21 protein-coding genes are annotated in these 18,393 nt (G+C 33.2%); 11 read left to right on the top strand and 10 right to left on the bottom strand.

Annotation, left to right across the window (positions count from 1 at the left end; translation table 11 throughout):
* Positions 1-11 precede the first annotated feature (11 nt).
* From BT107_RS15570 to crcB, 3 genes are all read right to left on the bottom strand, one after another.
* The gene (locus BT107_RS15570) at positions 12-1,292 is read right to left on the bottom strand and encodes an ammonium transporter (RefSeq protein WP_072304764.1); all 1,281 of its coding nucleotides are present in this window, start codon (positions 1,290-1,292) and stop codon (positions 12-14) included.
* Between the two features lie 30 nt (positions 1,293-1,322).
* Positions 1,323-1,661 (bottom strand): P-II family nitrogen regulator, encoded by a 339-nt coding sequence (locus BT107_RS15565; protein ID WP_072304763.1) that lies wholly within the window; start codon positions 1,659-1,661, stop codon positions 1,323-1,325.
* A 253-nt stretch (positions 1,662-1,914) separates the two neighbouring features.
* Positions 1,915-2,286, bottom strand: a complete 372-nt coding sequence (gene crcB / locus BT107_RS15560) for a fluoride efflux transporter CrcB (protein WP_072304762.1) — start codon at positions 2,284-2,286, stop codon at positions 1,915-1,917.
* A gap of 530 nt (positions 2,287-2,816) precedes the next feature.
* Between crcB and BT107_RS15550 the strand changes: the two genes are divergently transcribed.
* Positions 2,817-3,203, top strand: coding sequence for a pyrophosphohydrolase domain-containing protein (locus BT107_RS15550; protein WP_072304760.1), 387 nt, complete (start codon positions 2,817-2,819; stop codon positions 3,201-3,203).
* 53 nt (positions 3,204-3,256) lie between these two features.
* On the opposite strand, the gene BT107_RS15545 is transcribed toward BT107_RS15550, so the two are convergent.
* The gene (locus tag BT107_RS15545) at positions 3,257-4,324 is read right to left on the bottom strand and encodes a branched-chain amino acid aminotransferase (RefSeq protein WP_072304759.1); all 1,068 of its coding nucleotides are present in this window, start codon (positions 4,322-4,324) and stop codon (positions 3,257-3,259) included.
* A 107-nt stretch (positions 4,325-4,431) separates the two neighbouring features.
* On the opposite strand from BT107_RS15545, the gene BT107_RS15540 reads away from it, so the two are divergent.
* From BT107_RS15540 to BT107_RS15500, 9 genes are all read left to right on the top strand, one after another.
* The gene (locus BT107_RS15540) at positions 4,432-4,935 is read left to right on the top strand and encodes a DUF4920 domain-containing protein (protein WP_072304758.1); all 504 of its coding nucleotides are present in this window, start codon (positions 4,432-4,434) and stop codon (positions 4,933-4,935) included.
* Between the two features lie 4 nt (positions 4,936-4,939).
* Entirely contained in the window at positions 4,940-5,602 is a 663-nt protein-coding gene (gene mnmC2, locus BT107_RS15535; RefSeq protein ID WP_072304757.1) for a tRNA (5-methylaminomethyl-2-thiouridine)(34)-methyltransferase MnmC2, read from the top strand.
* A 100-nt stretch (positions 5,603-5,702) separates the two neighbouring features.
* Positions 5,703-6,263 carry a nucleotide exchange factor GrpE gene (locus BT107_RS15530; RefSeq protein WP_084639252.1) on the top strand — a complete coding sequence of 187 codons (561 nt, stop codon included), beginning with the start codon at positions 5,703-5,705 and terminating at the stop codon, positions 6,261-6,263.
* Positions 6,264-6,272: 9 nt separating this feature from the next.
* On the top strand, positions 6,273-7,400 hold the full coding sequence (dnaJ, locus tag BT107_RS15525) for a molecular chaperone DnaJ (protein WP_072304756.1): 1,128 nt from the start codon (positions 6,273-6,275) through the stop codon (positions 7,398-7,400).
* A 120-nt stretch (positions 7,401-7,520) separates the two neighbouring features.
* Positions 7,521-8,450 (top strand): ABC transporter ATP-binding protein, encoded by a 930-nt coding sequence (locus tag BT107_RS15520; RefSeq protein ID WP_072304849.1) that lies wholly within the window; start codon positions 7,521-7,523, stop codon positions 8,448-8,450.
* Positions 8,450-9,787 carry an ABC transporter permease gene (locus tag BT107_RS15515; protein ID WP_072304755.1) on the top strand — a complete coding sequence of 446 codons (1,338 nt, stop codon included), beginning with the start codon at positions 8,450-8,452 and terminating at the stop codon, positions 9,785-9,787. The genes BT107_RS15520 and BT107_RS15515 overlap by 1 nt, the downstream gene beginning before the upstream one ends.
* Before the next feature lies 1 nt (position 9,788).
* Complete coding sequence (locus tag BT107_RS15510) at positions 9,789-10,634, top strand: mechanosensitive ion channel family protein (RefSeq protein ID WP_072304754.1); 846 nt, start codon at positions 9,789-9,791, stop codon at positions 10,632-10,634.
* Positions 10,635-10,658: 24 nt separating this feature from the next.
* Positions 10,659-11,525 (top strand): DUF6268 family outer membrane beta-barrel protein, encoded by an 867-nt coding sequence (locus BT107_RS15505; RefSeq protein ID WP_072304753.1) that lies wholly within the window; start codon positions 10,659-10,661, stop codon positions 11,523-11,525.
* Between the two features lie 9 nt (positions 11,526-11,534).
* A complete protein-coding gene (locus BT107_RS15500; protein ID WP_072304752.1) occupies positions 11,535-12,698 on the top strand; it encodes a sigma-54-dependent transcriptional regulator in 1,164 nt (387 codons plus the stop codon).
* Between the two features lie 79 nt (positions 12,699-12,777).
* On the opposite strand, the gene BT107_RS15495 is transcribed toward BT107_RS15500, so the two are convergent.
* From BT107_RS15495 to BT107_RS15470, 6 genes are all read right to left on the bottom strand, one after another.
* Positions 12,778-13,155 carry a PH domain-containing protein gene (locus tag BT107_RS15495; protein WP_072304751.1) on the bottom strand — a complete coding sequence of 126 codons (378 nt, stop codon included), beginning with the start codon at positions 13,153-13,155 and terminating at the stop codon, positions 12,778-12,780.
* Positions 13,156-13,169: 14 nt separating this feature from the next.
* Entirely contained in the window at positions 13,170-13,547 is a 378-nt protein-coding gene (locus BT107_RS15490; RefSeq protein ID WP_072304750.1) for a hypothetical protein, read from the bottom strand.
* A 55-nt stretch (positions 13,548-13,602) separates the two neighbouring features.
* On the bottom strand, positions 13,603-14,385 hold the full coding sequence (locus BT107_RS15485; protein WP_072304749.1) for a carboxypeptidase-like regulatory domain-containing protein: 783 nt from the start codon (positions 14,383-14,385) through the stop codon (positions 13,603-13,605).
* Positions 14,386-14,541: 156 nt separating this feature from the next.
* A complete protein-coding gene (locus tag BT107_RS15480) occupies positions 14,542-16,377 on the bottom strand; it encodes a DEAD/DEAH box helicase (RefSeq protein ID WP_072304748.1) in 1,836 nt (611 codons plus the stop codon).
* Between the two features lie 154 nt (positions 16,378-16,531).
* The gene (locus BT107_RS15475) at positions 16,532-17,161 is read right to left on the bottom strand and encodes a DUF4337 domain-containing protein (RefSeq protein ID WP_072304747.1); all 630 of its coding nucleotides are present in this window, start codon (positions 17,159-17,161) and stop codon (positions 16,532-16,534) included.
* Positions 17,154-17,738: a non-canonical purine NTP diphosphatase gene (locus tag BT107_RS15470; RefSeq protein WP_072304746.1), complete on the bottom strand. Its 585-nt coding sequence runs from the start codon at positions 17,736-17,738 to the stop codon at positions 17,154-17,156. The genes BT107_RS15475 and BT107_RS15470 overlap by 8 nt, the downstream gene beginning before the upstream one ends.
* Before the next feature lie 94 nt (positions 17,739-17,832).
* Between BT107_RS15470 and BT107_RS15465 the strand changes: the two genes are divergently transcribed.
* On the top strand, positions 17,833-18,285 hold the full coding sequence (locus BT107_RS15465; RefSeq protein WP_072304745.1) for a methyltransferase family protein: 453 nt from the start codon (positions 17,833-17,835) through the stop codon (positions 18,283-18,285).
* Positions 18,286-18,393: the final 108 nt, after the last annotated feature.

Below are 18,393 nucleotides of genomic sequence, written 5' to 3'. Positions count from 1 at the left end.
TCAGTAGTTTTTTATTTTTCTGTAGTTGTAAATTCTGGATAAACTTCTATGTCATGTTCATGAACATCTAAGCCATCTACTTCTTCTTCTTTAGTTACTCTTAGTCCTATAGTTTTCTTTAAAGCAAAAAGAACTATGAATGATGTAATACCTGCCCAGAAAATATATGCTAAAGAGCCATATGTTTGTACAAGTAATAGTTTGCCACCACCACCGTGTAGTAATCCGCCTTCTGATGCAAATACACCTACTAAGACAGTACCAAGAAAGCCACAAACTCCGTGTACAGAAACAGCTCCTACTGGGTCATCTATTTTTAATTTCTTATCAATAAACTCTATAGAAAGTACTACTACAATTCCGCATATAAGACCAATAGCTAAAGCACCCCAAGCGTTTACAGCACCACAGCCAGCAGTAATACCAACTAAACCAGCTAGTGCACCGTTAAGTGTCATAGAAATATCTGGTTTTCCATATTTTATCCAAGTAAAGAAAAGAGCAGATACAGCGCCAATTGCGGCAGCTAAGTTGGTGTTAATAATTACACTTCCTGCTGCAACAGTATCAGATCCTCCCCAAGCTAATTGAGATCCACCATTAAAGCCAAACCATCCTAGCCAAAGAATAAAAACACCTAAAGCACCAAGTACCATGTTGTGTCCAGGAATAACTTTTACTTTTCCATCTTCATATTTACCAATACGTGGGCCAACTAAAATTGCAGCTACTAATGCGGCAGAGCCACCAACAGCGTGTACTACAGAAGATCCTGCAAAATCTACAAAGCCAGCAACATCTAGCCAAGCATTTTTGTCAAAAGTCCAATACCAACTACCAGAGATAGGGTAAATTATTGTGGTTAATATTGCAGAAAATATAAGGTAAGTAGAGAATTTAGTACGTCCTGCTATTGCTCCAGACACAATTGTTGCGGCAGTTGCGCAAAAAACTGTCTGAAAAAATAGATTGTGCCAATCTGATGCAGAGAAAAAGAAATATCCTTGTTCTGTAGGGCTAGATCTAAAAAGACCTCCTAAAACAGTATCGCTACCATACATAATGCCGTAACCTACTGCCCAAAACATAATAGAACCTACGCAAAGGTCCATGATGTTCTTCATTATTATATTACCAGAATTTTTGCTACGTGTAAAGCCAACTTCTACTAGTGTAAAACCTGCCTGCATAAAAAATACCAAAATGGCAGCAATTATTATCCATAAAGCACTCATATCACCTGTGATAGATTCAACGGCTTTGTTTAATGCGTCTTGTTGTACGTCAGTCATAATATTAATTTTAAGTATATCTTGGTTTGGTTAGTTAATTCCGGCATTTCCGTTTTCTTTAGTTCTAATACGGTAAGCGTCGCTAATTTCTGACACAAATATTTTTCCGTCACCTACATTGCCAGTATAAGCCGCGTCTAAAATTGTATTAACAGTTTTTTCTAAAAACTCATCAGAAATAACTATAGATAAATACCTTCTTTGTATATCGCTTGTGCTATAAGATATACCTCTGTAAACGTGCCCTTGTTTCTCGTTGCCTACTCCAGTTACATCCCAGTAACTAAAAAAGTTTACTTCAATTTTATGTAACGCTTTCTTAACGTCGTCAAATTGAGATTTTCTAATAATTGCTTCAATTTTTTTCATATCGTATGGTTAATTACAGGATAAATGTATTTTATAATGTTTATATCCCTAAATTTTAAGGGGTATGTTTTTTTATTTTTACGATATAAATAAAATAACCCCTATTTTAAATAGGGTTGTGATAATAATAAATTAATATTTTGTTAAATTGATATTGTTAAAAAGTAAATTTTGAACAAAAAGGGGTGTTCTAATAGTTTATTTGTAACTATTAGTTAGTTTGTTTAGAAATAAAATAAATTTTTAAGAAATATTATAAGGATTTAGAAATCCAGAAGCCGCCTATAACGGCAAATATGCCAAAAGTAATACTAAGAACAGTGTATAGTGTAAAATGTAAAAAGTCTCCGTTCTTTAATAAAGATTGATTTTCTAATGCAAATGTGGAAAAGGTGGTAAAGCCACCGCAAAAACCTGTAGCTAAAAGTAGTGCTTGATTTTCTGTTAGGTAATTGCCTTTTAAAGTTAGACCAATAATAAGACCTATTAATAGGCTTCCTATTATATTAACTAAAAAAGTACCTAAGAATAAAGGTTGAAATGAGTTATTAAATGTTTTGCTAATAAGAAAGCGCAATACACTCCCAGCTCCTCCACCTAAAAAGACAAGTAACATTTGTTTCATACCTCAAAGGTAAAAAACTAAATTGCTTTTTTGTACTTCGTAGTAATAATATTAAGTGGATAAACTTTTGCTGAAGGTTGTTCTGCTGTTTTCTTCTCTTTAGACGTATTACGGTTAACGCTAAACACAAGTAGTACAGCGTTTATAATAACTAGAATAAATAAAATGTTAAGAAAAATAGTCATTTGACAGGTTTTATTATCAGTACAGCGCAAAAATACGTGTTTTCTTACATTAGAACGAAGAAAGTGTACTTTTTGTTGTGTGTTGCTTGATTTTTGTTGTGAAAGGCAGTAAAACGTTAATTTTTTAGAAAATGTTTAATAAAGAACAACGAGATTATGAAGATTATAAATGTTAATGCCACCCATTTAACACCAGTATAGTTTTTTAAATGTAATTTTTTGTCCTTTTTATATGTAATTACAATAAGTATTGTAAAAGCAATAAAAAAAAGAGCAGCAAATATATATTGTCCGGTGGTAAACATATTTTCTATTTTTGTGCAAAACTAACGTAAAATTATACAAATGAAAAATAAACTTAAGGCAGTAGAGTTATTTCATAAATCTTTTGGAGCAGGAGTTTCTCAGGAGTTAAAAGCAGATCTAGGTGCGCAAAAGAATTTGTTGCGCTTTAATCTTATGGATGAAGAGAATAAAGAATATCTAGAGGCGGCCAATAATAACGATATGGTAGAGGTTGCAGATGCCTTAGGTGATATGTTATATATATTGTGTGGTACTATTTTAGAACACGGTATGCAATATAAGATTGAAGAAGTTTTTAATGAGATACAACGTAGTAATATGAGTAAACTTGGAGCAGATGGCAAACCTGTTTATAGGGAAGATGGTAAAATATTAAAAGGTCCAAATTACTTTAAGCCTAGTATAGCTAATATTCTAGAAAAATAAAAAGAGTGCCTTAGTAAGGCACTCTTTTGTTTTATATAAGTTAGCGTCAAAGTTTACTCAACTTTAAATCGCCATCCAAATTTATCTTCAGCTTTGTTGTATTGTATGCTAGTGATGCGCTCTTTTAATAAAGTTGCATAACTATCCTCTACAGTAGGTAACATATAGTCTGTATCTCTAAAGCCAAAACCGGCAATAGGAGAAATTACTGCTGCCGTACCTGCACCAAACATTTCTTTTAAACTACCATCTTTAGCTGCATCTACTAATTCTTGTACTTTTATTTTACGAACCTCAGTTTTAATACCTTGGTCTTCTGCAATTTTTAAAATACTCTTACGTGTAATACCATCTAATATACGGTCACTAGTAGGGCAAGTTAATAGTGTATCGTTAATACGTACAAAAACATTCATTGCACCAGCTTCTTCAATATACTCGTGTGTGTTATCATCTGTCCATATTACTTGTTGGTATCCTTTGTCTTGCGCTAATTTTGTTGGATAAAATTGTCCAGCGTAATTACCACCAGCTTTGGCAAAACCAACACCGCCATTTGCAGATCTAGAATATTTTTCTTCAATAAGTACTTTTACTTCACCAGAAAAATAAGAACCAGAAGGAGCGCCACAAATAACAAATTTATATTCGTCTGCAGGTGATGCGTGAAAACCTAATCCTGTTGCAAAAATAAATGGTCTAATATATAAAGAGCTTCCTGCGGATTGTGGAATCCAATCGCTATCAGTTTTTAATAATGCTTTTAGACCTTCCATAAAATAGTTTTCAGGAATTTCTGGAATAGCTAATCTTTTTGCAGATAAGTTTAAACGTTTGTGATTGTCTAAAGGACGAAACATCCAAATGGTATCGCTGTCATCCTTATAAGCTTTCATTCCTTCAAAGATAGATTGCCCATAATGAAAAATCTTAGCAGAAGGATCTAAAGAGATAGGTTGGTAAGGAACAACTTTAGGTGCCTCCCAAGCGCCATTCTTGTAATCACAGACCAACATATGGTCCATATAAATACTTCCAAACGAAAGATTATCAAAATCGACATCGTTTATTTTAGTGTTTTTAGTCTTTTCTACACTAATTTGGTTTGTAGTAACATCCATAGTATTCAGAATTTAAGATCATAAAATTAATCAATTATCAGTACTAGTACTTCTTTTTTAGACTAAAAATGTTCAAATTTGCATTCTATCACTAAATTTTATCAGATATGAAAAGTTTTAACATTTTGCTTGTAGTAATTTTATTGTTTATGTCTTGCAAAGAGGCTAAAAAAGAAACGGTAACACCAAAAGAAGATACCAAAACAGAGGAATTAGCATCTTTTGGAGAAAAAATTACTGCAGACAACGCTATGGTTACTAAAGAAATAGCATCTGTCTATCATAATTTAGCAGTAGCAGATACTGTTGCTACAAAGTTCAGAGGTAAAGTGTTAGATGTTTGTCAGTCTAAAGGATGTTGGATGAAGTTAGACTTGGGTGACGGAGAAGAAGCAATGGTTAAGTTTAAAGACTACGGTTTTTTTATGCCTAAAGATATAGCAGGTAAAGAAGTTGTTGTAAATGGTAAGGCGTTTGTAGAACAAATGTCTGTAGATGAGCAACAACATTATGCAGAAGATGGTGGGGCAACTAAAGAAGAAATAGCACAAATTACGGCGCCGAAAAAAACGTATAGGTTTGAAGCAGACGGGGTGCTTTTAAAAGAATAGTTATTTGAAACGTAAAATAATTACAACTGGAGATGGTTCTAAAACCATACAGATAGAAGAATGGGACGAGCAGTACCATTCTAAACACGGAGCAGTACAAGAAGCTTATCATGTATTTATAAAACACGGCCTATCTTTATTTAAAGATAGTGCCGTTTCTATATTAGAAATAGGTTTTGGTACAGGGTTAAATGCTTTAATTACCACTTTAGAAGCTCCAAAAAGCAACTTAAAAATACAGTATACAGGTGTAGAAGCTTACCCTGTGGCTTTAGAAGAAGTAGAGCAGCTTAATTATGTAGAGCAGTTAAATGCTCCGGAATCTAAAGGTGTATTTACTAAAATGCATGCGTCTGCCTGGGAGGAAAAAGAATATATTCTGCCAGAATTTTCACTTGTAAAAAAACAGCAAGATTTTTTAGATATTAAGGATGAGGCTGCTTTTGATCTTGTTTATTTTGATGCTTTTGGAGCAAGGGTTCAGCCAGAATTGTGGACAGAAACTATTTTTACCATAATGTATAAAGCATTAAGAACTAAAGGTGTGCTTGTAACATATGCAGCTAAAGGTAGTGTAAGAAGAGCTATGTTGGCAGTAGGTTTTACAGTAGAACGTTTGCCTGGCCCTCCAGGAAAAAGAGAAATGCTTAGAGCAACTAAGTCATAATAGCATTTAAGTAGAAACTTTAATGACATTTTGACAATTTTGAAGAATTGGCAGTACTTTTGCCATCTTATAAAATCAAGATTATAAACGTTAGCATATAATGAGTAAAAAAGATAAAGCTGAAGAATTAGCACAAGAAGAAATAGTAAATAATGCTGCTGAAGAGGTTACGGAGAATACAGAGGCTCCTGCTGAAGAAGTAGTAGAGTTGTCTGTTGAAGAGCAATTACAACAAGATTTAGCAAAAGAAAAAGATAAGTTTTTACGTCTGTTTGCTGAGTTTGAAAACTATAAAAAGAGAACGTCTAAAGAACGTATGGATTTGTTTAAAACGGCAGGCCAGGAAATAATTGTTTCAATGCTTCCAGTTTTAGATGATTTTGATCGCGCTATGAAAGAAATTTCTAAATCTGAGGATAAGGAATTGGTAACTGGTGTAGAGTTAATACAAAATAAATTTACAGGAGCCTTAAAAACAAAAGGTTTACAAGAAATAGAAGTTGTACAAGGAGATGCATTTAATGCAGATGTACATGAAGCTATTACACAAATACCAGCTCCAGAAGAGAAGCTGAAAGGTAAAATTATAGACGTAATAGAGAAAGGATTTACATTAGGAGATAAAATTATTCGTCACCCTAAAGTAGTTGTTGGGAACTAAAAACAAGAAATGAAAGAGGATTTTTACAGCATATTAGGCATTACCAAAAATGCAACTGCGGCAGAAATAAAAAAAGCATATCGTAAAAAAGCTATAGAATATCACCCTGATAAAAACCCAGGAGATGCTAAAGCAGAGGAGATGTTTAAAACAGCAGCAGAAGCATATGAGGTTTTAAGTGATCCAGATAAAAAAGCAAGATACGATCAATACGGTCACGCAGCCTTTGAAGGTGGCGCTGGTGGTAGAGGCGGAGCTGGTGGCTTTGGCGGCATGAACATGGACGATATCTTTAGTCAGTTTGGAGATATTTTTGGTGGCGGCGGCTTTGGCGGTGGTTTCGGTGGTTTTGGTGGCGGAGGTCAACGTAGAGTTAAGGGGTCTAATCTTAGAATTAGAGTAAAACTTACGTTAGATGAAATTGCTAATGGCGTAGAGAAAAAAGTTAAAGTTAAACGTAAAGTACAGGCAGAAGGTGTTACATATAATACATGTAGTACGTGTCACGGTTCTGGACAGGTGACAAAAATTGCAAATACTATTTTAGGAAGAATGCAGACATCTGCAGCTTGTAGTACTTGTGGTGGTAGTGGCCAAATTATAGATAAAAAACCTGCGGGCGCAGATGCACAAGGTTTAATTGCTAAGGAAGAAACTGTATCTATTAAAATACCAGGTGGTGTAGAAGATGGTATGCAGTTAAAGGTTTCTGGGAAAGGAAACGGAGCTCCTGGTAACGGAATTAACGGTGATCTTATAGTACTAATAGAGACTGAAGAGCATAGTACACTTAAAAGAGAAGGTGATAACCTACATTACGATTTATACATTAGTATTTCTGAAGCTGTTTTAGGTACTTCTAAAGAGATTGATGCTGTTGGTGGTAAAGTAAGAATTAAGTTAGAAGAGGGTATACAATCTGGAAAAATACTACGCTTAAGAGGTAAAGGTATTACTAGTTTAAATGGTTATGGCGCTGGAGATCTTTTAGTACACGTAAATGTTTGGACACCTAAAGAGTTAAATAAAGAACAAAGAGACTTTTTTGAACGTATGAGGGAGAATGAAAATTTTGTTCCTCATCCAGAAAAATCTGATAAATCTTTCTTTGAAAAGGTAAAAGATATGTTTTCTTAAAGAATATAATATATTGAGCAGGGTTTATCTCTGCTCATTTTTTTTCCCATCCTTATGCAAATAAGGGTGGGTTTTATTTTTATATGGTACCATTTATCTATCTTTGAAAAAATTGATAGAATGAGTACTATTTTGGCGGCGAAAGGCGTTTCTAAAAAATTTGGAGACCATATAGCCCTAAACAATGTTTCCTTAGAGATACCTAAGAATTGTATATATGGTCTACTTGGACCTAATGGCGCAGGAAAAACTACGCTAATACGTATTATAAATCAGATTACTTATCCAGATACAGGAGCTGTTTTTTTTGATGGCGAACCTTTAAAACCAGAGCATATAGCTACTATAGGGTATTTGCCAGAAGAAAGAGGGTTGTATAAGAGTATGAAGGTTGGTGAGCAAGCTTTGTATTTAGCGCAGCTTAAAGGTTTGTCTAAAGCAGAAGCTACTAAGCGTTTAAAGTATTGGTTTGATAGGTTGGATATTGGTGACTGGTGGAATAAGAAAGTGCAAGAACTATCTAAAGGTATGGCGCAAAAAATACAGTTTGTTGTAACTGTACTTCATCAACCTAAGTTATTAATTTTTGATGAACCTTTTAGTGGTTTTGACCCTATAAACGCAAATATTATAAAAGATGAAATTCTTCATTTAAAAGATGAAGGAGCTTCTATTATTTTTTCGACTCATAGAATGGAATCTGTAGAGGAGTTGTGTGAGTATATTGCGCTTATTCATCAATCAGAAAAAATTCTAGACGGTAAATTATCAGACATAAAAAAAGAGTATAAAAACAATATTTTTAATGTTGGTTTACAAGTGTCTGAGCAAAATGATATTGTTAAAAAACTAGGTGATACACATCAGATATGGGCGCCTACTTATAACAAACAAGATGAGCAACTAGATTTTAAAATTCAGCTTCCGTCTAATGATACTGGTGCATTATTAGGGTATTTATCAGAAAAAGGAAAAGTAAACCACTTTGTAGAAACAATACCGTCTGCAAACGATATTTTTATACAAACCGTAAAAAGCAAAACAAAGTAGTGGGGAAATTAAGCTTAATTATAAAGAGAGAGTATTTAGCTAAAGTAAAAAATAAGTCGTTTATAATAATGACTTTTTTAAGTCCGGTTTTAATGGTAGGTATGGTTGCTTTGGTGCTGTACTTAGCAATGCTAAATGGTAGTGATAAAAGGGTAATTACTGTATTAAACGAGAGTAGTTTTTATACAGATGACTTTGGTAAAATGGAAGATGTGTCTGTTGTAAAGTTAAAGAACTTAACCTTAGAACAAGCAAAAGACTCTACAGAACAATTAGGGTATTATGGTTTGGTGTACGTGCCAAATGCTAGTACATTAGAGGAAGCGACAAAGGAATCGTATTTTTATTCTAAAGAATCACCAACAGATGGTTTTTTAAATGAATTGGAAGATATTTTTCAATACAGGTTAAAGCAAAAGAGATTAGAGAGTTTAGGTGTGTCAGAAGATCAGTATGCTGCCATAAGCAAAAACTTTTCTATACATACGGCAACATTCCAAGGGAAAGAAAACTTAAAAGGATTAAATGAGCTTAACGCTATAATTGGTGGCGGTTTTGGTTATTTAATTATGATGTTTATAATTATCTATGGTAGTTTTGTAATGCGTAGTGTTATAGAGGAAAAAACAAGTAGAGTTATAGAGGTAATTATATCTTCTGTAAAACCTTTTCAGTTAATGATGGGTAAGATAATAGGAACATCTTTGGCGGGTGTAACTCAGTTTGTTATTTGGGTAGTGTCTGGTTCTATTTTATTTTTAGTTGTGTTTTTGATTTTCGATTTAGATATGGAAGCATTGGAAAACGCAGGCTCTGGTTTGCCACAAGCAAAAGCAATGAATGTGGCAAGTAGCGGTATGGAAGAAAATATACAGCAATATGCAGAAATGTTTTTACAAATACCCTGGGTGTCTTTATTTAGTTTTTTCTTAGTTTATTTTATTTTAGGATATTTAATTTATAGTTCTATTTATGCGGCTATTGGCGCAGCAGTAGATAATGAAACAGATACGCAACAATTTATGCTACCCGTAATATCGCCATTAATGTTGGCTATTTATGTAGGTTTTATATCTGTTTTTAGTAATCCGCATGGACCTGTTGCAGTAGGCTTTTCTTTATTTCCGTTAACATCGCCAATTGTAATGTTAATGCGTTTGTCTTCTGGAGTAGGAGAAGGTGGTGTGCCTGTTTGGCAATTGGTGGTTTCTATTGCTTTGTTAATAGTAACGTTTTTATCTATTGTTTGGTTGGCTGCAAAAATATATAGAATTGGTATATTAATGTATGGTAAAAAACCAAGTTACAAGGATCTTTACAAGTGGTTAAAGTATTAATATGGAAGAGTTAAAAGAAGTATTAAAATACTTAAAAGACATAATGTCTTATAAGTTGGTAGATGGTGATAAAGTAGATATTTCTATAGGGACTTTGTTTACTATTGTTATTGTACTTTTTGCTGTTACGTATATTTTAAAATTAGTACATAAAATTATTGTTGCTAAGTTGCCACAAGACGATAAAAATAAGTTTTTAAGCATCTTCGGGTTTTTAAAATACTTTTTATACATCTTGGCTGTAATTACAGTCTTGCATTCTTCTGGTGTAGATTTAACCGTTTTGTTAACGGCTTCGGCAGCTTTATTTGTTGGTTTAGGTTTTGCGTTGCAATATCTGTTTCAGGATATTATTTCTGGTATTCTAATTATTTTAGATCAGTCTTTACATATAGGAGATATTATAGAGGTAGAAGGTAAAGTTGGTAGGGTTTTTGAAACTAGGCTTAGAACAACAAGAGCATTAACTAGAGATGATAAGGTAATTGTAATACCTAATCATAAATTTTTAACGGATAGTATTTATAATTATACGCAAAACCATAAAACAACAAGAGAGTGTGTAAAGGTTGGTGTTGCTTATGGTAGTGATATTGAACTAGTGTCAAAGTTATTATTAGAGATTATAGATAATAAAAAAGGAATTTTAAAGACTCCAAAGCCTTTTGTCTTGTTTGAGGATTTTGGAGATTCGTCTCTTAAGTTTTCTGTTAACTATTATACTAATGACAGTTACGGAGATCCAAGAATAAAGAGCGATTTAAGGTTTTTAATAGATGCTGCGTTTAGGAAAAACAATATATCTATTCCTTTTCCGCAAAGAGATATACATATTATTAATAAATAATTTACGCATATACCCGTTTTACGTATGAAAAAACTGCTTGGGTTTTGTTTTGTTCTTGTAGCACAGTTTGTCTTTTCTCAAAGTTCGGATCTTGTTAGAGTAGAATATACAACCTTGCCAAAAGAAAAGTCTTCTAGGAGTATTTCTAGATTTCGATTTTTGGCTAATTTGCCTATCAAATTAAATGATAGAAATTATTTAATTACGGGTGCAGAGTATGGTATTATTGACTTTGCAAACGATAGTATACATCCTTTTAGTAGTGAAGAATTAGAAAAATTAAGAATTATAGACCTTAATATAGGATACGCTCATAAGTTAAATGAGAAATGGACCTTTGTAGGTTTGGTTACGCCAAGGTTGGCATCTAATTTTGTAAATGGAGTGCAAAGAGAAGATTTTAAACTTAATTTCTCTGCGGTAAGTATAAAAACAAATATGGAGGCAGATAAGCCTACGCGTTTAATTTTAGGGTTATCTTACAATAGCGCTACAGGTTTTCCGTTACCATTACCTATAATTAGTTATTACAAAAAGTTTCATCCTAACTGGTCTTATATGGTTGGTGTACCAAGAATGGAGTTTAAATACCATTTAAAAGATAGTCACAGTTTTAAAGCGGCATTATTATTGGATGGTTACTTTGTAAATGTGCAGAATAATATTTCTTTACCAGATAACGATTTAGGTTCTGGTTTATCATTGTCTGTAATTGTAGGTGCATTTGGTTATCAATACAATATAAATAAGAATGTTTCTTTCTATTGTTTGGCAGGGCACACTTTGTCACAAAGAGGCTTGTTAAGAGATGATAAGAGAAAACAAGTATATTCGTTGTATGATGATGGTAATGTATATTTTAAAACAGGATTTAAGATATCAATTTTTTAAAACACGTATATGTCAAAAATATTAGTAATAGAAGATGAAGCTGCAATACGCAGAGTTTTGGTAAAAATATTATCAGAAGAAAGTGAAACTTATAATGTTGAAGAGGCAGAAGACGGTTTAAAAGGTATTGAAGCAATAAAGAAGAACGATTACGATCTAGTTTTGTGTGATATTAAAATGCCAAAAATGGACGGTGTAGAGGTGTTAGAAGCTGCACGTAAAATAAAACCAGAAGTTGCTTTTATTATGATATCTGGACACGGAGATCTAGATACGGCAGTAAATACAATGCGTTTAGGTGCTTTTGATTATATTTCTAAGCCGCCAGATTTAAATAGATTATTAACCACGGTTCGTAATGCCTTAGATCGTAAAGAGCTTGTTGTAGAAAATACTATCTTAAAAAAGAAGGTAAGTAAAAACTACCAGATGATAGGGGAGAGTGATGGTATATCTTTAATTAAAGATATGATAGAAAAAGTGGCTCCTACAGATGCACGTGTTTTAATTACAGGGTCTAATGGTACAGGTAAAGAATTAGTTGCTCATTGGTTGCACGAGAAAAGCCCGCGTAGCAAAGCGCCATTTATAGAGGTTAACTGTGCAGCCATACCTTCAGAATTAATAGAGAGTGAACTTTTTGGTCACGTTAAAGGTGCATTTACATCAGCTGTAAAAGACAGGGCGGGTAAGTTTGAAGCGGCTAATAAAGGAACTATTTTTTTAGATGAAATAGGAGATATGAGCTTGTCTGCACAAGCAAAGGTATTACGTGCCTTACAAGAAAGTAAAATCTCTAGAGTTGGTACAGATAAAGATATTAAAGTAGATGTTAGAGTTGTAGCAGCAACTAACAAAGATTTGAAAAAGGAAATTGCGGATGGTAATTTTAGAGAAGATTTGTATCATAGATTAGCGGTTATACTAATTAAAGTGCCTTCTTTAAATGATAGAAGGGATGATATACCGTTATTGATTACTTATTTTGCGGATAAGATTGGTAAAGAGCAAGGAACTACTAAAAAAGTATTTTCTGAGAAAGCAATTTCGTTGCTTAAGAGTTATGATTGGACAGGGAATATTAGAGAGCTACGCAATGTTGTAGAACGTCTTATTATTTTAGGCGGACAAGAAGTTACAGAAGAAGATGTAAAGCTATTTGCTAGTAAGTAACAGGTAGTTTAAAAGATTAAAAGCCCTAGATGTTTACATCTAGGGCTTTTTTATTATGTGTGTTAAGTTTTGTATGTAATTACATTACTTTACTTCCAAGGTATTTTTGAACCTCGTAAACATCAATACTTTTATTAAATTTTTTGCTTACAGATGGTAGGTTTTCGCTAGAAATCCAAATTTTTAATTCGGCATCTAAGTCAAATGTACCTGCAGTCTCTAAAGAGAATCTAGAAATGCTTTTATAGGGCATAGATTTGTATTCTGCTTTGTTACCTGTAATACCTTGAACATCAATTAGTATTAGACGTTTGTTGGTAAACATAAAAGTATCTCTTACTAGTTTAAAACCTAGCTCTACTTGTTCGCCATCTATTAATAGTCTTCCGTATTTTTCGTTAAGTTTATCTACAGAAACTTCACTAGCATTGCCAAGCAATTTGTTAAATATTCCCATTGTATTTTTCTTAATTAGTTAGACTCTTCAGTGGTGTTTTTTTCTTCTTCTCCTTCTTCTTCTTTCCCTTTATTTAATAATTTGCTAGATACTTTGTATTCTGCTGAGTAAAGCATACCCGGAGTTGCTTTTTTAAAATCGTAAAAAGCTCTTTTATACCATTTAGAGTCTGTTGCTTTTTTTCTGTAATCTTCGTTTGTCTTAACGTTTGCAAATTCTTCGTTTAAATAAGGCTTAATAGTATGAATTCCGATACCAAAATATTCAATACGTTCTAAGATCATTGCAAAATCTAGTTCAGAAAAGTAATAGTTTTCTTCTGCGTCAAATCCTGTGTTTAAATTCTTAAGATCTGTAAATATATTTTTTTGTAAAAATTCTAATTTTTCCATAGTTAGGATAATGTGTGTATTTTGTAAACAGTGTATACTGTCTTTTTTTGTGTGATTATTTTTTTCGGTTTAAAACCTTATACTCTTCATAGCAGCCGCTAATGGCATCTAAAATTTGTAAGTCGTTTGCGGTAAGTATAAATGTTTTAGAATAGTTGCAGTTGCTTAAAATGTCTTCAATGTCAACTTTTTCTAGTTGTAGTAACTCAGCAAGTGTTTCTCTGTCAAATTTAGCAGCTAATAAATCTCTAATACGATCGTCTTCTTTTATTTGACGCAATTTACGCATTTGTGCAGGTTTTTTCCCAAATAGATTACGGAGTAAATCGGCCGGATTTAATATTGCGCCAAGTACTTTTGTAACAGCGCTTGGGTTTTTATTACCAGCTTCGTAACCTGTATTTAGACCAGAAATTGCATATTGGTAAGAGTCGTTAAGTGTTATGTTTTTAGCGTCAATCTCTAAATAACCAGTTAGCTGAAACGGCTTAACAACAACTTCTTCTAAGGCGAAAGCAAGCTCTGTTAGTGTTATTTTGGTATCCTTAAATTTAAGCATATCATTGGTAACTCTAATTTTTTGCGATTTAAAACCAAGATATGTTAAGTATAGTGTGTCATTAGCTACAGCAGGTATTGTAAAATTACCATCTTGATCTGTAATGGTACCTTTAACTTGGTTTAGGTTTATAATATGTACGCTAGACATTGGTTCGTCTGTTTGTGCATTTATAATTGTGGCTGCGAACTCGTTTTCTTCTTTAGGATTCTTTTTTTTATCCTGAGAAAAACCAGAAAAGCAGATAAGGCTAAAGAGAAGTAGTATGTATTTATTCATAAAAGTTTGTCATTTATCTAAAGCTAAAAAGCCTAAGATATTAAAGATTGTCTCTTCCTTTAAGAGTTGTTGGGTATTTAAATTATTTTAAAGGTAGTAAATAAACAAAAAAAATACGCCGAAGCGTATTTTTTAATATTCTATTAACTTAAAAGATTAGTATCTTCTTTTTGTTTTTTTGCTTCCGTAACCTCCACCGCTATCGCGACTTCCTCTACTATCGTTGCTACGAGAACGGCTTCTATCTCCACCGCCTCTGCTATCTCTACCTCCACGAGATGAAGAAGAACGATCTCTGCCTCCGCCACTGCGTCCGCCACGATCTCTTCCTCCACCACTACGTCCGCGGCCTCCGCCACCTCCAGGGTTGTTAGATACTTCTACATTTACAAATCTACCGTCTACTTTAAATTCAGTAAATGTAGCTAATACTTTTTCAGAGTGTTCTGCGTCTGTATTAAAGAAAGAGAAACTTTCTTTAACATCAACTTTAAATACATCTTCCTTACCAAGACCAACTGTGTCTTTTAAGAAATCTTTTAAAGTCATCCAATCGTAATCATCACGTTCACCAACATTAATAAAGTAACGCACAGAGCCACTTGTAGGTATTTCTGCTTTACCTCTACCACGTTCGTTGCGATCTCCGCGTTCACCACGATCAGAACCAGAACTATTAAGGTCTTTAGCTTTGTTGTAGTAATCATGGAAACGACCAAATTCTGCTGATATAATCTTTTTAATAAGATCTTCTCTGTCTACACCTTCAAGTACTTCGTTAATTGCAGGTAAGTAGTTGTTTATTTCCTCATTAATTTCAGTAGCTTTTATTTTGTTAGCTAGGTGATGTAATTGAGTTTCGCAAATTTCCATTCCGGTTGGAATTTTCTTTGCTAAGAATTCTGTTTGTAATTTATTCTCTATAGCTTTTATCTTGCGTAACTCGCTACGAGTAATAATTACCATAGATACACCAGACTTACCAGCTCTACCAGTACGACCACTACGGTGTGTATATGTTTCTATTTCATCTGGTAATTGGTAGTTTATTACGTGTGTAATATCATCTACGTCAATACCTCGTGCAGCAACATCTGTTGCAACAAGAATTTGTATTTGTTTTTTACGGAAAGAATTCATTACCAAATCTCTTTGGTTTTGACTTAAATCTCCGTGTAATGCACCTGCATTGTAACCGTCTTCAATTAAGTTTTCGGCAACTTTTTGAGTGTCTCTTTTTGTTCTACAGAAAATTACAGAGAAAATATCTGGGTTTGTATCTGCTAATCTTTTTAAAGCAGGGTATCTATCTCTACCACCAACAACATAGTACTCATGTTGTACAGTAGAAGCACCTGAATTTTTAGAACCCACAGTAATTTCTTGTGGATTGTGCATGAATTTTTTAGCAATTGTAGATACTTCTCTTGGCATAGTTGCAGAGAATAACCATGTAAATTTTTCATCTGGAGTGTTAGATAAAATATCTTTTATGTCTTCATAGAAGCCCATATTTAACATTTCATCAGCCTCATCTAATACACAGTAGTCTAATTTAGAAATGTTAACCATACCACGGCTAATCATATCTTTTATTCTACCTGGAGTAGCAACAACAATTTGTGCTCCTCTTCTAATTTGGTTTGCTTGATCTGAAATACTAGCTCCACCGTAAATTGCAACTACATTAAGTCCTTTTTCGTATTTAGAATACGCTTTAAGCTCGTTAGTAATTTGTAAACAAAGTTCACGTGTTGGAGATAGAATTAACCCTTGTGTTGTTCTGCTGCTTTTATCAATTTTCTGAATTAACGGAAAACCAAAAGCGGCTGTTTTTCCAGTACCTGTTTGAGCTAATGCTACAAGGTCTGTATCTTGTTCTAAAAGAATTGGAATTGCCTTTTCTTGTACCTCTGAAGGAGATTCAAACCCAAGGTCTGTAATAGCATCTAGTAAGGACTTATCTAGTCCTAGTGCTTCAAATTTTGTCATAATATGTTATACTTAATCGCAAATATGTATGTTACATAGAGCGTTTATCACATTATAACTCAGAGTAACACATGCTATACCAGCGGCGTTTTAATTAAGGTGCAAAGGTACGCTTTATATTCTAAATAACGAAAGAACCTTAGTTTATCTTAAATTATGGGGCTAGGCTGTAACCGTAAATAGACATTACAACACCAATAAAACCAACTACTACCATAGTTATTACAAGTGCTTTTTGAAGCTTGGGGTTATCGTAAATAATGATGCATACAGCGCCTAAAACAATACTAATTTGAAAGAAAAGAACACCAAAATCGAACTTGCGCGTCGCGATATCGTATTTTTTTGCTAATGATTTCCACTCATTAATACCTACTATAACACCTTTTTTTCCATCTAAATCTTGTATCCATTCTTTTTTAGGTAGATTTTTAGAGCCAATTAAAATCTCTTTTTTTTCAGCCTTGTATTTTGCAACCTTAAGTTTTGTATTTTCAATTTTATCGTAAACAAAGCTTTTTTTATCTTCAGCAATGGCGTTTGTATACATTAAAGCTTCAAGATTGTCTAACTCACTTTCTTTTAGACTTTCTTTAATACTTTTAGATTGATACCAGTTAGAGTAGTTAACCACCTTGTTGTGGGCAATCATCATTTCTTCCTCTAATTCTCCGTTTACTAACTGAGAAATAGCCATAAGTGCAGCAAAAAAGGCAATAAGGACACCTCCGTAAGCTTCTGCACGTTCAGATGCTACAGAAACTTCTACCGTATTTTTAGACATTTTTATAATCCTTTAAGTATGCTATTAATTGTTTTGTAGCTTTTGCTCTATGGCTAATTTGGTTTTTGGTATCTAATGGTAATTCAGCAAATGTTTGGCTGTACCCGTTAGGTTTAAAAATAGGGTCATATCCAAAACCTTCTTTTCCCTGCTTATCTGTTGTTATAGTGCCCTCTACAATACCATTAAAAACCAATTGTTCTCCGTTTAAGTTTAGGGCAATAGCAGTTTTAAAATGTGCAGCTCTATTGGTGTTATTCTCTAACTTGTATAATAGTTTAGCCATATTATCTTCAGAGTTTTTTTGCTCACCAGCATAACGTGCAGAATAAATACCAGGTTCACCATTTAGTGCATCTACAAGTAGCCCTGTATCATCAGAAAAACAAGGTAAATTGTATTTCTCTGTAATGTAATTTGCTTTTTGTATTGCATTACCTTCTATTGTATTTGCTGTTTCTGGTATATCGTCAAGACAATTTATATCTGTTAAAGAAATAAGGGTAATGGTGTTAGGTAATAATGCTTTAACCTCTTTAAGCTTGTTGTTGTTATGTGTAGCAAATACAATTTTCATATCTAAATAATTTTCGGTTTAACTAATCTTTTTATTAAAGCTCGGTAAAACGTCGGTCAAAAGTAGTAATTTTATTCTCTTAAATTTAAAAAGTATGTCGTTAAAGCTTCCGCCAGTAGTAGTGGTTTTTGTGTTTGGATTGGTAATGTATGTTTTAGCTAGGTTTTTACCTTTTGGAATTTTTGATTTTTTTGGAAGAACAATGCTATTAAAAGGTTTGTTGGTGGTTATGCTTTTAGTTTTAGCAACATCAACCTATAAATTTTTTAAAGCAAAGACAACAGTTAATCCTAAAGATTTAGATAAAACTAGCGCTTTGGTAACTACAGGTATTTATAAGTTTACAAGAAACCCAATGTATTTAGCTATGTTATTGTTACTTATTGGTTGGGGTTTATTTTTAAGCAATGCTTTTAATATGTTAATAGCAGCTGGTTTTGTGTCTTATATGAATGCTTACCAAATAAAACCAGAAGAAGAAATGTTAACCCAAAAGTTTGGTAAAGAATATACGAGTTATACTAAAAAAGTGCGTCGTTGGTTTTAATTTTATTATCATATTCTTAATTTAAGGGGGCTTAAAAAACAATTTTTATAGCATATGTGATGATACGCCTTTTTTGCTTTAATTTTATTTTGATTTAACAGCATACAC

The sequence above is a fragment of the Cellulophaga fucicola genome, from assembly GCF_900119145.1.
Lineage (GTDB): Bacteria > Bacteroidota > Bacteroidia > Flavobacteriales > Flavobacteriaceae > Cellulophaga > Cellulophaga fucicola.
This window is presented reverse-complemented; position numbering and strand designations above follow the sequence as displayed.

Coding starts and splice junctions, on each gene's coding strand:
- BT107_RS15545 (WP_072304759.1), bottom strand. CDS start 4,324: ATGGATGTTACTACAAACCAAATTAGTGTAGAAAAGACTAAAAACACT.
- BT107_RS15550 (WP_072304760.1), top strand. CDS start 2,817: ATGAAAAATAAACTTAAGGCAGTAGAGTTATTTCATAAATCTTTTGGA.
- BT107_RS15565 (WP_072304763.1), bottom strand. CDS start 1,661: ATGAAAAAAATTGAAGCAATTATTAGAAAATCTCAATTTGACGACGTT.
- BT107_RS15530 (WP_084639252.1), top strand. CDS start 5,703: ATGAGTAAAAAAGATAAAGCTGAAGAATTAGCACAAGAAGAAATAGTA.
- BT107_RS15520 (WP_072304849.1), top strand. CDS start 7,521: ATGAGTACTATTTTGGCGGCGAAAGGCGTTTCTAAAAAATTTGGAGAC.
- BT107_RS15570 (WP_072304764.1), bottom strand. CDS start 1,292: ATGACTGACGTACAACAAGACGCATTAAACAAAGCCGTTGAATCTATC.
- BT107_RS15470 (WP_072304746.1), bottom strand. CDS start 17,738: ATGAAAATTGTATTTGCTACACATAACAACAACAAGCTTAAAGAGGTT.
- BT107_RS15500 (WP_072304752.1), top strand. CDS start 11,535: ATGTCAAAAATATTAGTAATAGAAGATGAAGCTGCAATACGCAGAGTT.
- BT107_RS15465 (WP_072304745.1), top strand. CDS start 17,833: ATGTCGTTAAAGCTTCCGCCAGTAGTAGTGGTTTTTGTGTTTGGATTG.
- BT107_RS15490 (WP_072304750.1), bottom strand. CDS start 13,547: ATGGAAAAATTAGAATTTTTACAAAAAAATATATTTACAGATCTTAAG.
- BT107_RS15475 (WP_072304747.1), bottom strand. CDS start 17,161: ATGTCTAAAAATACGGTAGAAGTTTCTGTAGCATCTGAACGTGCAGAA.
- BT107_RS15510 (WP_072304754.1), top strand. CDS start 9,789: ATGGAAGAGTTAAAAGAAGTATTAAAATACTTAAAAGACATAATGTCT.
- BT107_RS15540 (WP_072304758.1), top strand. CDS start 4,432: ATGAAAAGTTTTAACATTTTGCTTGTAGTAATTTTATTGTTTATGTCT.
- BT107_RS15480 (WP_072304748.1), bottom strand. CDS start 16,377: ATGACAAAATTTGAAGCACTAGGACTAGATAAGTCCTTACTAGATGCT.
- dnaJ (WP_072304756.1), top strand. CDS start 6,273: ATGAAAGAGGATTTTTACAGCATATTAGGCATTACCAAAAATGCAACT.
- BT107_RS15485 (WP_072304749.1), bottom strand. CDS start 14,385: ATGAATAAATACATACTACTTCTCTTTAGCCTTATCTGCTTTTCTGGT.
- BT107_RS15505 (WP_072304753.1), top strand. CDS start 10,659: ATGAAAAAACTGCTTGGGTTTTGTTTTGTTCTTGTAGCACAGTTTGTC.
- crcB (WP_072304762.1), bottom strand. CDS start 2,286: ATGAAACAAATGTTACTTGTCTTTTTAGGTGGAGGAGCTGGGAGTGTA.
- BT107_RS15495 (WP_072304751.1), bottom strand. CDS start 13,155: ATGGGAATATTTAACAAATTGCTTGGCAATGCTAGTGAAGTTTCTGTA.